Genomic DNA, 13,146 nt, shown 5'->3' with positions numbered 1-13,146 from the left:
GTTGTTATCCTTGTCACACCAAGGATTCTAGCCGTTTTCTATCTTTCAACCTTCAGCTATCTATCGGTTAGTGCGTCGGCTTCTCGGCCAATTTGGCCTTTAAGTCGGCATTTTCTTTTTCTAAGTCTTGGAGCTGTTGCGCTTGTTGTCCCGTGACCTGTTTGCTTCTGGAGTTCTGCAAACGCTTAGTCAGACTATCCTTCTCGTGTTCCAAAGCGGAAATCTGTTCTTGACTCGTCCGCTCCAGATCCTTGTAGGCCCGATTATGCTGGAAAACCGTGATGGTTGAAAACAAGATCATCAGCACGGCCCCAATCAAGATGGACACCAGCAAGATTAAAATCAGCGGCCAGTGAACAGTCGTGAAGCCAAAGGAAACCGGCACACTCTCCACATTTAAGATGGCAAAGACGGCCACGATAATGACCAGTAAAATGGTTAAGACGATTCGCCACTGATTTTTCATTGCTAGACATCCTCCTACTTAATCTTCTGAAACGGCACGTTAATCTCATCAAAATCCTTGACGACACGCGTATTCTTAAACACTTCCCGCGCCTGATGCTGTAATTCTAAGGCTAATTTCCCGGTGTAACGCGCGGAAATATGGTTCAACAGCAGCATTTTAACATTGGTCCGCTTGGCCAGCTCTGCCGCCTGAATATTCGTTGAATGGTAGTAGGACCGTGCCAACTTGCTCTCACCCTTGGCAAAGGTGCTCTCGTGAACCAAGACGTCCGCGTCCTGCGTCAGCCGCGCGGCGTTTGGCGTTTGGCGGGTATCTCCTAAGAAAGCGACGATCCGTCCCGGCTGGCTTGGTCCCAGGAAGTCCTGGCCATTGACGGTCCGGCCATCCGGTAAGGTGACGGTCTTTCCCGCCTTCAATTCGCCGTAGACCGGTCCCGATGGAATCTGTGCCGCGCGTAACTTATCGACCATTAATTCGCCGGGGTGATCCTTCTCCACGACCCGGTACCCAAAACACTCGATCCGGTGATCCAGATGTTGGGCGTAGACCCGAAACTTATTGTCCTCAAAGATCATGCCATCGGCCGATAGCTCGCGGTAGTGAATCCGGTATGATAGCTTCGTCTCTGAGACGCGCATACTGACCTCTACGAAGTCCCGGATACCCTTGGGGCCATAGATGGTCAGGGGTTCATTCCCGCCCTGAAAGGACCGACTACTGAGCAATCCCGGCAGGCCGAATATGTGGTCCCCATGCAGGTGGGTAATAAAGATTTTATCGATTTTTCGCGGTTTTAACGTGGTCCGCAAAATTTGATGCTGGGTGGCTTCACCCACGTCGAACAGCCACACTGAATTACGCTCATCGAGTAAGCGCAACGCCGTACTGGTCACATTCCGAAACTTCCCGGGTGATCCGGCGCCCGTCCCTAAAAATTGAATTTCCATATTTTTTTCGTTCCTATTCTATAATTAAAGTCCGTCCACTATTTTAGGGGATTTTGGCTGAAATCGCAACTCTCAAAGCTGGCCAGCCTATGTCAAATGGGATTAACGCTAGGGTTCTCCTCCCAAATTCGGTATAATTGACGTAAGCTTTTGATTGGGGGACCCTTACATGCGGCTCATTGACTTTAACCTCTCAACCATCGACTTGCATCCCGCACTGCGCCTGTACTGGGAGCACAACGGCCAGCAAGCCCCGGTGGTTGACCTCAAAACCCAGCACCACCAGCTCTACCTCATCATCGGCACAGGACGGCCCTTGACGCTGGACCAACTACGCACCCGTAGCCAACAAGTCGATCAGCAGGTCAGCCTGTTTGTGGCCCAAAACCCACCGCAACGGCTTTATGGCTACCGACTCGTGCCGCACCAAATCTTATTCGGTTGAAAGGAGTTTTATCATGCGTTACATCAAGGCATCATTACTTATGGGCGTGGGTCTCTTGACCCTGGGCTTAGCCGGCTGCCAGTCCAATAGCCACCAGAGTACGGCCAGCTTCAAGGACAGTAGCAGTCAGTCCAGTCGCTACAGCGCTAAGGAACCCGACGCGGCCGTCACGGCCTCCTCATCCTCGAAGAAAGAGGAAGCGCAAACCTACCGGCCTCAGGCCAAGCAAACCCGGAATCGGCACTACGTCAAGTCCGGCAATCTTAAAAAGGCTGGCCAATACACGTTTGACAAGGTCGGCACGCAACTTACGCTGGCCAAGGTTAGTCATCCCAAGACCACCGTTAAATCGGGGCAACTCACTTACAAGGTCACCACGGTACGGCTCATCAAGAACACGGCTAAGACCGCAGCGGCCAAGCGTATGGCGGCCCAGGCCCTGAATCTGGCACAGATTAAGAGTCCGTACTACACCCTCCAAGTCAAGTTTACCATTTATAACCACGGAAAGCAGGCTCTCGCCACCGATGGCATTCAAGCCATCCGACTCGACAGCAAGCACCAACTAAATGCGGCCAACCAACTCAGCGACGCCAGCGCGGGCAAGACTATCCCCGCCAACGGTAAACTGGCCACGTTTGCCACGGGTCTGGCTAGTCAGAACACCAAGCCCACGCTAAAGACCGTCAAGATTAAGTTTGCCGGGGCCTTCGCCGACAAGAAACAGGTGGTCACCCCCACCCGTTGGCTCAAGCTCACGCTATAGCCCGTTCCAAGGCCAAGCCAAAATTAAACCGTGATTCCCGTCGAAACAAGTTGCGGGAATCACGGTTTTTTGATTATCGTTTAAGAGTACTCAGCGCGACTAGCAAGGCGTCACTGAGCCGACCGATTGGCAGCGTGCCTTAGGCCATGTATTCGAAGGTGAAGTCGTCGATCTTGACTAGATCACCGTTCTTAGCCCCATGGTCGCGCAAACTATTGTCGACGCCCATGCCACGCATCTGACGCGTGAACCGCAGCAGGCTTTCATCGTGGTTGATATCCGTCATCCGGAACAGCTTCAGGAGCTTATCTCCGGTCAGAACCCACGTGCCATCGGCATCCTGCGTGACTTCGAACTCCGGTTCCGGCTTAAAGTCGTATTCGGCCTTCTCAACCACTTCTTCTTGCTTGACTGGGAACTTCGGCGTTGCGGCCAAGATATCCGCCGTCCGTTGTAGCAGTGGCGTTAAGCCATCATGAGTCAGCGCTGACACGGCGTAAACTTCGGGTGCCGTGGCCAACAGCTGATCTTGCTTTAAGTCTTCCTTGAACTTCGCCAAATTATCGGCGGAATCCGGCATATCCATCTTGTTGGCGACCACAATCTGCGGCCGTTTCAGAATATCTGGATCGTACATTTTGAGTTCTTCGTTGATTTTCTCAAAGTCCTCGTACGGATCGCGGCCCTCTAGTCCACTCATGTCGATCAGATGCAGGATGACCCGCGTCCGTTCAACGTGGCGCAGGAACTGGAAGCCCAGGCCCACACCGTTTGCGGCGCCCTCGATCAGACCAGGTAGATCGGCCATCACGAAGTCACGCCCATCCGGCAACCGAACCATGCCCAGGTTAGGGACCAACGTGGTGAAGTGGTATTCGGCAATCTTCGGTTTGGCACTCGTCACCGTGGACAACAACGTTGATTTCCCCACGGATGGGAAGCCAACCAGCCCGACATCGGCCAAAACCTTCAATTCCAGGCGAATCTCGAACTCTTGACCGGGTTCCCCGTTTTCGGCGATTTCCGGTGCCGGGTTCTTCGGTGAAGCAAAATGAATGTTGCCTCGACCCCCACGGCCACCCTTGGCTACAATGGCGGAGTCATCACTGGCCACCAGGTCGGCAATGACGGCACCGGTCTCGTCGTTATAAATCGTGGTTCCTTGTGGCACACTGATGATGGTGTCCGCGGCACCGCGACCCGTCATCGACTTGATTGCCCCGTTGCCACCGCTCTTGGCCTTGAACTTCCGCTGGTAGCGAAAGTCCATCAGGGTCCGCAGACCTTCGTCAACGGCAAAGACGATGTTTCCACCGCGACCACCGTCACCGCCGGCTGGACCACCGTTGGGCACAAATTTTTCCCGGCGGAAGGCAACCATCCCGTCGCCACCCTTACCGGCCTTAACACTAATTTTAACTTGATCTACAAACATATTTTATATTCCTCGTTTTCTAAGCCAGCCCGTGCTGCCTTCTTCGTAAGTATCCTGCTAGCCAGTATACCGGCAAACGGCCGCCACGTCAAAGTTTGGTTGGCGTTCGCGGACTTTTAATTTCTGCCGTCTCCGCTTGCAAGGTCAACCGAATCGTCTGGGCCACCGTTTCACTGATTCCTAGCGCCCGCAAATCATCCACACTGGCTTCCCCGATCTTCTTGGTTGATCCGAATTTCCGGAGAAGTTTGTTGCGCGTCTTGGGGCCTACGCCGGGAATCCGGTCAAGCCGTGAACTCAGTGAATGCTTGCTGTGAACCTGACGATGGAAGGTAATCGCGAACCGGTGCACCTCGTCTTGAATCCGCTGAACCAGATAAAAGCCTTGACTCTTCGGATCCAAATGCACGTGGTGATCGTCGGGACCAAACAGGAGGTCAGCGGTCTTATGATGGTCGTTTTTCACCATCCCCGCCACTGGAATGTGTAGGTCGAACTCGTCGGCCAACACTTCCTTGACGGCATTCATCTGAATGTCGCCCCCATCCATCAAGATGAGGTCTGGCATCTGCGCGTGTTCCTTGAGCAATCGCCCGTACCGGCGTCGAATGACCTCTAAGGTACTGGCTGTTTCGTCGGCGTGATCCACCGTCCGTAATTTATACTTCCGGTACAACTTCTTATTGGGTTGACCATCAACGAAGACCACCATTGCCGAGACTAAATCAGCCCCCTGAATGTGGGAATGGTCAAACGCTTCGATCTTGTGCCCCGGCGCAATCCCCAACGCATCCGTGATTTCCTTCATGGCACCCGTCGTCTTGCCTTCATCGAGTTCCAGTAGCCGAAACTTCTCTTCTAAGACCAGTCGGGCGTTCTTCCCGGCCATGTCTAGCAAATCCCGCTTGGTGCCCCGCTGCGGCGTTCTAACGGGCACGTGGAGGATCGATTCAATGGCCGCCCCATCGATGCTCGACGGCACCAGAATCTCTCGTGGGAGGACCGTATTCTTGCGTTGATAAAACTGGACGATGAAGCTCGCCAGCTCCTCCTCGGCCGTGCTGACGATCGGAAAGAGCCGCTTCTCACGCTTCATCAACCGCGCCTGCCGGATGAAGAAGACCTGAATCGACAGCCAGCCCTTATCCAAATAACAATTAAAGATATCTCGCGGCGTGCTATCGTTAGAAATAATCTTCTGTTTTTCCACCGTCGCTTCAATGTAGCGAATCTGATCACGCAAATCGGCCGCGCGTTCGTAAGCCATGTCGGCCGCCGCCGCGGTCATCCGATCGGATAGTTCCTTCTCGGCGTGACCCACATTGCCATTGAGAAAGGACTTGATCTTCTTAATCTGCTCATCATATTCCGCCTGTGGGACTTCCCTGAAACAAGCGCCTAAGCACTGGCCCATATGGTAATACAGGCATGGTCGTCCCTGATATCCCGTACACCGCCGCAACGGATAGACCTTCTGCAGGAAGTGAATCGTTTCTTCCGCGGCATAGACGTTCGGATATGGACCAAAGTAATAGGCCCCATCCTTCTTCACATCGTTAACCAGCAACAACTGGGGATCGCGTTCCTTGGTAATCTTGATATAGGGATAACCGGTCCCCCGCTTCAGCTTGATATTAAAGTACGGCTGATGCTTTTGAATCAGCGTGATTTCGAGGAGAAACGCTTCTTTATCCGTCGACGTAATGATGGTCTCAAAGTCCACAATTTCACTGACCAACTGCGCCGTCTTCCCGGTGTGACTACTCTTAAAGTAGGACCGCACCCGGTTCTTCAGATTTTTAGCCTTCCCCACGTAAATAATCTGGCTGTTGAGATTCTTCATCAAATAACAGCCGGGAAGGCCCGGCAATAACGCCAGTTTATGTTCCAAATATTCCGATGCCAAGGGCCTAACCTCCCGTTCATTTCTCGAATTAGCTAATAAAGTATAAGCCGAATATCTGTTTGGTGCAAGCAATTTACCCCGCTACAACGCCGCTCAGCGGATTATCCCGGCCACGCACAAATCACCCGGATTTTATTTGATTTTTGGCAAGCGTCGTTCTGATAAATGACAAAGCCACGTAATTCTGCTATGATACTGCTAAAGACAAGGAGGTGGCTTGAATGGCTCTTAAAGTAAAACGCCAGGATGACCTTGACTCCATGTTCGGTAAATTTGCTGAGATGGACCCGACGGACGTGAAACGCGACAAATTTTTGAAGCGTGACGATGCCCATAAGGATAACAAGCGTGCAAAAGGCTTGATCAAATCTGATAAATCTAAACACGAACAGGATCACAGTCAGGACTAACGTCATAAATGAAAGGACTCACGGTAACCATGCCGTGGGTCCTTTTATTTTACCAAAATTTCGGTTACACACAGCCTTGACTACCGTTCCGGTTGAAAGCCGTGTGGGTACCGTTCGTTTAAACGGTTAATGTTATCTTGAGCGACCTCATCAAAATCAATATCGGCCCACTGGGCAATCTGGCTTAAGTACCAGAGCACGTCGCCCATTTCCTTCACAATCGCCTCATGATCCATGTCTTGACCGTGAAAGGTATAGTTCTTGACCAGATCAACGACCTGTCCCGATTCACCCGCTAAGCCCAGTGCACAATTTGTGAGGACCTGTTCGTTCCCGTAGAGCGTCCGGTTCGCGGCTTTTTGATAATCATTAAATTCCATGTTATTTCCCCCCAAAGGCTTGTTGTTCGATCCAATTCCAGACGGCATCCTTCCCAATCTTTTTGGGTGCCGAGAACATAATAATGTTATCGGTATTTGGCAGCGCCATGGACTTCTTGATCTGGCTCACGGCCTGATTCCACTTGCCACGCGCAATCTTGTCGCTCTTCGTAGCCACAATCAACGTAGGCAGGTTGAAATAAGCTAAATACTGGTACATTTGAATATCGTCTTCCGTCGGTGCGTGCCGCGCATCAACTAGCGAAACGACCCCCTTGAGTTGGTCGCGTTGGGTCAGATACGTCTCGATCATCTGCCCCCATTTCTCACGCTCCGTCTTGGAAACCTTGGCGTAACCATAGCCAGGGACATCGACGAAGTAGAGTTGGTCTTCAACATTATAAAAATTCAGTGTCTGCGTTTTGCCGGGTTGGCTTGACGTCCGTGCGTACGACCGCCGATTAATTAAGACGTTGGTCAATGAAGACTTCCCCACATTTGACCGGCCAACTAACGCAATTTCTGGATACCCCGTCGTTGGGTACTGTGCGGGGTCAACCGCACTCATGACTAATTCCACGTGATTGACTTCCATTGGTTAATGCCATCCTCTCCAAATATCTTTCACCATTTTAACACAGAACGTCAGCTGACTGGGGACTTTCTCGGTCGCGCGTTTGCCGATGAAGCGGTTAACGCCCGGCACCGCCCGTCTTTACCACCCCATAAAAAAACGGCCAACCCGTAGGCTAGCCGTAAAACCACACTGTGTGGTTATTATGATGCTTTTTGATCCTTTAAGATAACTTCCGGTTCTGCATGATCCGTCACGGTCTGCGCCGTAATCACAACCTTCGCCACGTCGTCACGACTTGGCAGGTCGAACATGATGTCACGCATCACATCTTCAATGATTGACCGCAATCCCCGGGCACCTGTGTTCCGCGCAATGGCTAATTTCGCCATCTCACGGAGTGCAGCCGGCTGGAATTCCAGCTGAACATCATCGAGCGACAACAGTTTTTCGTATTGCTTAACCAAGGCATTCTTCGGTTCCGTTAAGATCCGTACTAGATCATTTTCATCCAGCTTCTCGAGCGCCGTCAAAATTGGCAACCGCCCAATAAATTCTGGAATCAAGCCGAATTGCAGTAAGTCTTCAGGAATCACGTGTTGCATCAGGCTATCGCCAGAGGCCAGCACGTTTTGTTCCTTGGTGTCGGCCCCAAAACCGATCGTTTGGTCACCCAGACGCCGCTTAACGATGCCGTCAATCCCATCAAAAGCCCCACCAACAATGAATAAGATGTTCGTGGTATCAATTTGAATGAACTCTTGTTGGGGATGCTTACGTCCACCCTGAGGCGGCACGTTGGCAATGGTGCCTTCCAAGATCTTCAAGAGGGCTTGTTGTACCCCTTCACCGGAAACGTCTCGCGTAATGGAAACATTCTCGGACTTCTTGGCAATTTTATCGATTTCATCAATGTAGATAATCCCCTTTTCGGCACGATCTACATCGTAATCGGCATTCTGCAAGAGCTTCAGTAGGATGTTTTCAACATCTTCACCCACGTAACCAGCTTCAGTCAAGGTCGTGGCATCGGCAATGGCAAACGGCACGTTGAGAATCTTAGCCAGGCTTTGCGCCAGATAAGTCTTCCCAGAACCGGTTGGTCCAATCACCGCAATGTTACTCTTCTGCAGTTCGGGACCATCATCGTCGGCTTGCGCCATTTCATTGACCCGCTTGTAGTGGTTGTAAACGGCAACGGACAGGGTCCGCTTCGCTTCATTTTGACCAATAACGTATTGATCAAGCGTATTGACGATGTCAGCAGGTGTCGGCACTTCTAAGGTTTCTTGCGCGCTGTCTTGGTTGAATTCTTCATCAATAATTTCCTTGCAGAGGTCAATACATTCATTACAGATGTAAACACCTGGGCCAGCAACGATCTTCTTCACTTGATCCTGCGATTTTCCACAGAAAGAGCACGTGACTGGGCCATTTGTTTCGGTGTTTTCAAACAATAAACTTCACCCTTTCTCTCCAGGCTTAAGCCTAACTCATTAAAATTTCTTTTTTGGTCAGTAAACCTGTCGAACTAACCAGGTTTTCCCTATCAATCGTGTACTATACCACAGATACGCGTACGAGAGAATCAATTTGCCTCGCACGAGCAGGCAAAAACCTGATTCTAAAGAAAAACCGGAACAACAGCGACTGTCGTCCCGGTCAAGCACGTCGACAAAGAACTAGTCCTTGTCGTCGTCCTTCTTCTTGTCTTGCTTTGCAGAATCAGCAATCAAGTCAACGGCACTCTTGATCGCAATGTCATGCTTCAACATGTCATCGGAAAGGGCACTGCGAACAGCACTTTCTTCCATGCCATATTGACCGGCTAAGTCTTTCACTTCAGCATTGATTTCATCTTCTGAAGGTTCGATCTTTTCAGCAGCAACAACGGCTTCGAGAACCAGGTTGGTCTTAACCCGCTTTTCGGCACCATCGGTGAATTGCTTCCGTAGGTCGTCTTCGGTCGTTCCAGTCAATTGGAAGTACATCTTAGGTTCGATACCTTGTTGTTGCATGTTAGCCAAGTATTGGTCCATTTGACGGTTGATGTCATCCTTCAGCATAGCTTCTGGGATGTCGGCGATTTCAGCGTTGTCAACGGCTTCGCTGATAGCTTCGTCTTCAATGGCATCGTGAGCAGCTTGGGTCTTTTGTTCCTTCAAGCTGTCCTTCGTCTTGGCTTGTAATTCTTCTAAGCTGTCAACTTCTTCGTCAACGTCCTTAGCGAATTCATCGTCCAATTCTGGTAATTGCTTTTCCTTAACTTCGTGGATGGTAACCTTGAAAGTGGCTTCCTTGTCACGTAAGTCTTCGGCTTGGTAGTCCTTAGGGAAAGTAACCTTAACGTCAACATTTTCGCCAGCCTTGTGACCAACCAATTGGTCTTCGAAGCCAGGGATGAAGGAGTTAGAGCCCAATTCCAGGGAGTAGTTGTCAGCCTTACCGCCATCGAATTGCTTGCCATCAACGTAACCGTCGAAGTCAATCACAACTGTGTCGCCCTTAGCAGCAGCTTCGTCTTCCTTAAGCACTAATTCGGCTTGTTGTTGACGTTGCTTTTCTAATTCGGCGTCGATGTCCTTTTGGTAAACCCGCGTGTTTTGCTTCGTTACGCTAAGGCCCTTGTAGTCGCCCAGCTTAACGTCTGGCTTAACCGTAACAACGGCCTTCAGCACCCAAGCCTTACCCTTGTCCATGGATTCAACATCCACTTGAGGTTGGTCGACTGGTTCGATATCAGCGTCCTTGATAGCTTGTTCGTAAGCATCTGGTAACACAATGTTTAAAGCATCTTGGTACAATGCTTCTTCACCGTACATTTGGTCGAAGATTTGACGGGGTACCCGGCCCTTACGGAAACCAGGTACGGCTAAGTTCTTCTTAGTACGCTTGAAGGCCTTGTCCAGACCATCTTTGATCATATCAGGAGCAATTTCAAAGGTTAATTCGCCTTGATTAGAGCCCTTTTTTTCCCATTTTGCAGCCATTATTTTCCCTCCGAAATGAAAGATATTACTATTTACAATTCTATCAATTGCATACTGTATAAGTGTACCTTATGCTTTCCGAATTGTAAAATGATTTTTTGTTGAAATGCCGTGAATGACGCGGCTTTCCTGGAAGTTTTCCGAGAAAGTCCCACAAAAGTAAAGCGCTACCGAATATTTCGCGCCAGCTCACGGCCAGACCCCGACAAAATTAACGCAAATGTGGCTAACAGTCGTGTCACCAAGTCATTGCGGTTATTCACGGATCAGTCGGTCAACCGGCCTCATGATTAAGGTACGAAAAAAGGACCGAAAAGTTAACCTTTTCAGTCCTTCATTCAAGGTACACTAATTAAATAACTTTAATTAGTCGTCGATTTCCGTAACGGTACCGGCACCAACAGTGTGGCCACCTTCACGAACAGTAAACTTCGTACCCTTTTCAATGGCAGCTGGTTGGATCAGTTCAACAGTGAACGTCACGTTGTCACCAGGCATAACCATTTCAACGCCATCTGGCAATTCGATAACACCAGTGATATCAGTGGTGTGGAAGTAGAATTGTGGACGGTAGTTTGAGAAGAATGGCGTATGACGGCCACCTTCCTCTTTGCTCAAGATGTAGACTTCACCCTTGAACTTTTCGTGCGTTTGGATCGAACCTGGCTTAGCCAGAACTTGACCACGAACAACTTGTTCACGGTTGATCCCACGAAGTAAGGCACCAACGTTATCCCCGGCTTCACCAAGGTCCAACGTCTTACGGAACATTTCAAGACCAGTAACGGTCGTCTTCAATACGTCGTCATGTAAACCAACGATTTCAACTTCGTCACCAACCTTAACCATCCCACGGTCGATACGACCGGAAGCAACAGTCCCACGACCAGTGATCGTGAAGACGTCTTCAACAGGCATTAAGAAAGGCTTGTCGTTTTCACGTTCTGGAGTTGGGATGTAGTCATCAACGATGTCCATCAAGTGAAGGATAACCTTAGTTTGTTCTTCGTCGCCTTCAAGAGCCTTCAAAGCGGAACCACGAACAACAGGAATATCGTCACCAGGGTAATCGTATTCGGACAACAGTTCACGAACTTCCATTTCAACTAAGTCGACCAATTCGTCGTCATCAACTAAGTCGGTCTTGTTTAAGAAGACAACGATGTAGTTAACACCAACTTGGCGAGCAAGCAAAATGTGTTCACGCGTTTGTGGCATAGGGCCATCAGTAGCGGCAACAACCAAGATAGCACCGTCCATTTGGGCAGCACCAGTGATCATGTTCTTGATGTAGTCAGCATGTCCTGGGGCATCGATATGCGCATAGTGACGCTTTTCAGTTTCGTATTCAACGTGGGCAGTGTTGATCGTGATACCACGTTCACGTTCTTCTGGAGCAGCATCGATATCAGCGTAATCTTCGGCCTTGGCTAAACCTTTGTCAGCAAGTACCTTAGTGATTGCAGCAGTTAACGTCGTTTTCCCATGGTCAATATGGCCAATAGTACCAATATTTACATGGGGTTTAGTTCTTTCATAATGTTCTTTTTCAGCCATTAATGAAACCCTCCTGTATTTTATCGCAAGGATGACCACTTTTCAGACGAAAATTAATCACCCTTTGCGTAAAATTATACTACTTCTTTTCAGAAAGGGAAAGCTGGAACCCTCCCAAAAAAGAATCCTTGACCAGTATATATGCTGTAGAATTATTTGTAAACTAAAATCTTGCCGAATTTACGGTTTTTCATGATTTTTATCGTCAATTGAACCAAATAAAGCCGCCATGTAGCGATTTAAGCGGTGTTGCCACACATTAATTTCTTCTAATTCTGCGTCATCGGCCTGATCTGTCACCGATTGTCGCGCCACGAGTCGAACCCAAGCGACCGGATTCTTAATGATTTTGTCAATAAACGGGTACAACATCATCAATTGTAACGTAATTGTTTGGGAAATGTTAGCCATAAGCATCGGATCTTGTTGGGCTAAATTTTCATGTAAATACCGTTGGATTTGCTGCGCCGCCGAACTTGCCCCAACCGGCTGCAACTGACTGGTATCTACCACGTAGGTCTGATCGTCCAGCCAGTGAACCTGCACAGTCTGCGTTGTCCGTAGCCGCAACAGCTCTTCCAGCAAGGTGGCCCGCATTAAGGGATGCAAGAACGGATCAACTAATAAATACTGAATGCCCTGCATGAATTCCTTAAGTGGTAGTTGGCGGGCCTGCTCCAGTCGTTGTCGTTGCTCACCAAAGGAAACGTCCCCCAGATGATAGAATTGCTTGGCCCGTACCCGTTGTGTTTCACCCAGGGTCTGTCGGGCAGCTTCTTCTGCGGCCGTAATCTGGGTGATGCCGGTCTCGCGCCAAGCCTGTGCAGATGGAAGTTCGCAAAACTCTCGGGCAAAGATAAACTGCTGATTCTTCAGCGCTACATCTAGCCGCAATTGAAACGTCTCAGCCGAAGCTAAATAAACCGTATCCTGTTCGGCCGCATACTGCTCGGCAGCCAGATACTTTTCATCATGGTAGAGGCTCGCCACCAAATAACGGTTAAATTCGGCCGTTTGCTGGTCGGTATAGAGCTTCTCAAACAATTCAGTAGCCGTTGACCATTTCCCGGCTGAAAACGCCTGGTGGGCCTTCTCGATGGCTTGTTCCCTGGCGGCCGGACTTGTAAATTCTCCCATAGCATCCACTCCTCACTGGGTCAATTTTTTGGATCGAGTAGGAGGTAGCCGATTAGTTCGGCTACCGACCTCTCACACCACCGTACGTACGGTTCCGTATACGGCGGTTCAGTAACTTAAGCATTTTGAA

13 protein-coding genes are annotated in these 13,146 nt (G+C 49.8%); 3 read left to right on the top strand and 10 right to left on the bottom strand.

The annotated features are described in order from the left end of the window. Positions 1–67: 67 nt before the first annotated feature. Positions 68–466, bottom strand: coding sequence for a lipopolysaccharide assembly protein LapA domain-containing protein (locus tag HEQ50_RS08655; RefSeq protein WP_168900123.1), 399 nt, complete (start codon positions 464–466; stop codon positions 68–70). 14 nt (positions 467–480) lie between these two features. Further along, the gene (rnz, locus tag HEQ50_RS08650; protein ID WP_168900122.1) at positions 481–1,416 is read right to left on the bottom strand and encodes a ribonuclease Z; all 936 of its coding nucleotides are present in this window, start codon (positions 1,414–1,416) and stop codon (positions 481–483) included. Positions 1,417–1,585: 169 nt separating this feature from the next. On the opposite strand from rnz, the gene HEQ50_RS08645 reads away from it, so the two are divergent. Together HEQ50_RS08645 and HEQ50_RS08640 are read left to right on the top strand one after the other, a co-directional pair. After that, on the top strand, positions 1,586–1,861 hold the full coding sequence (locus HEQ50_RS08645) for a hypothetical protein (protein ID WP_168900121.1): 276 nt from the start codon (positions 1,586–1,588) through the stop codon (positions 1,859–1,861). A 13-nt stretch (positions 1,862–1,874) separates the two neighbouring features. Next, positions 1,875–2,627, top strand: a complete 753-nt coding sequence (locus tag HEQ50_RS08640; protein ID WP_168900120.1) for a hypothetical protein — start codon at positions 1,875–1,877, stop codon at positions 2,625–2,627. A 139-nt stretch (positions 2,628–2,766) separates the two neighbouring features. On the opposite strand, the gene obgE is transcribed toward HEQ50_RS08640, so the two are convergent. Both obgE and uvrC read right to left on the bottom strand, forming a co-directional pair. Further along, a complete protein-coding gene (gene obgE / locus HEQ50_RS08635) occupies positions 2,767–4,062 on the bottom strand; it encodes a GTPase ObgE (protein WP_168900119.1) in 1,296 nt (431 codons plus the stop codon). Positions 4,063–4,150: 88 nt separating this feature from the next. Then, positions 4,151–5,968 (bottom strand): excinuclease ABC subunit UvrC, encoded by a 1,818-nt coding sequence (uvrC, locus tag HEQ50_RS08630; RefSeq protein ID WP_168900118.1) that lies wholly within the window; start codon positions 5,966–5,968, stop codon positions 4,151–4,153. Positions 5,969–6,189: 221 nt separating this feature from the next. Between uvrC and HEQ50_RS08625 the strand changes: the two genes are divergently transcribed. Beyond that, on the top strand, positions 6,190–6,378 hold the full coding sequence (locus tag HEQ50_RS08625; protein WP_057733679.1) for an SPJ_0845 family protein: 189 nt from the start codon (positions 6,190–6,192) through the stop codon (positions 6,376–6,378). A gap of 80 nt (positions 6,379–6,458) precedes the next feature. On the opposite strand, the gene HEQ50_RS08620 is transcribed toward HEQ50_RS08625, so the two are convergent. The 6 genes from HEQ50_RS08620 to HEQ50_RS08595 form a co-directional block, all read right to left on the bottom strand. Next, complete coding sequence (locus tag HEQ50_RS08620) at positions 6,459–6,758, bottom strand: nucleoside triphosphate pyrophosphohydrolase family protein (protein WP_168900117.1); 300 nt, start codon at positions 6,756–6,758, stop codon at positions 6,459–6,461. Between the two features lies 1 nt (position 6,759). Further along, complete coding sequence (gene yihA, locus HEQ50_RS08615; RefSeq protein WP_168900116.1) at positions 6,760–7,353, bottom strand: ribosome biogenesis GTP-binding protein YihA/YsxC; 594 nt, start codon at positions 7,351–7,353, stop codon at positions 6,760–6,762. Positions 7,354–7,535: 182 nt separating this feature from the next. Then, positions 7,536–8,789 (bottom strand): ATP-dependent Clp protease ATP-binding subunit ClpX, encoded by a 1,254-nt coding sequence (clpX, locus tag HEQ50_RS08610; protein WP_168900115.1) that lies wholly within the window; start codon positions 8,787–8,789, stop codon positions 7,536–7,538. 225 nt (positions 8,790–9,014) lie between these two features. After that, positions 9,015–10,322, bottom strand: coding sequence for a trigger factor (gene tig, locus HEQ50_RS08605; RefSeq protein WP_168900114.1), 1,308 nt, complete (start codon positions 10,320–10,322; stop codon positions 9,015–9,017). Positions 10,323–10,688: 366 nt separating this feature from the next. Next, complete coding sequence (gene tuf / locus HEQ50_RS08600; protein WP_168900113.1) at positions 10,689–11,879, bottom strand: elongation factor Tu; 1,191 nt, start codon at positions 11,877–11,879, stop codon at positions 10,689–10,691. Positions 11,880–12,059: 180 nt separating this feature from the next. Beyond that, positions 12,060–13,016: a hypothetical protein gene (locus HEQ50_RS08595; RefSeq protein WP_168900112.1), complete on the bottom strand. Its 957-nt coding sequence runs from the start codon at positions 13,014–13,016 to the stop codon at positions 12,060–12,062. Positions 13,017–13,146 lie beyond the last annotated feature (130 nt).

Origin of the sequence: Lactobacillus sp. HBUAS51381, assembly GCF_012641095.1 — a bacterium.
Lineage (GTDB): Bacteria > Bacillota > Bacilli > Lactobacillales > Lactobacillaceae > Levilactobacillus.
The sequence above is the reverse complement of the archived record's forward strand: the minus strand, read 5'-3'. Positions and strand labels throughout refer to the sequence as shown.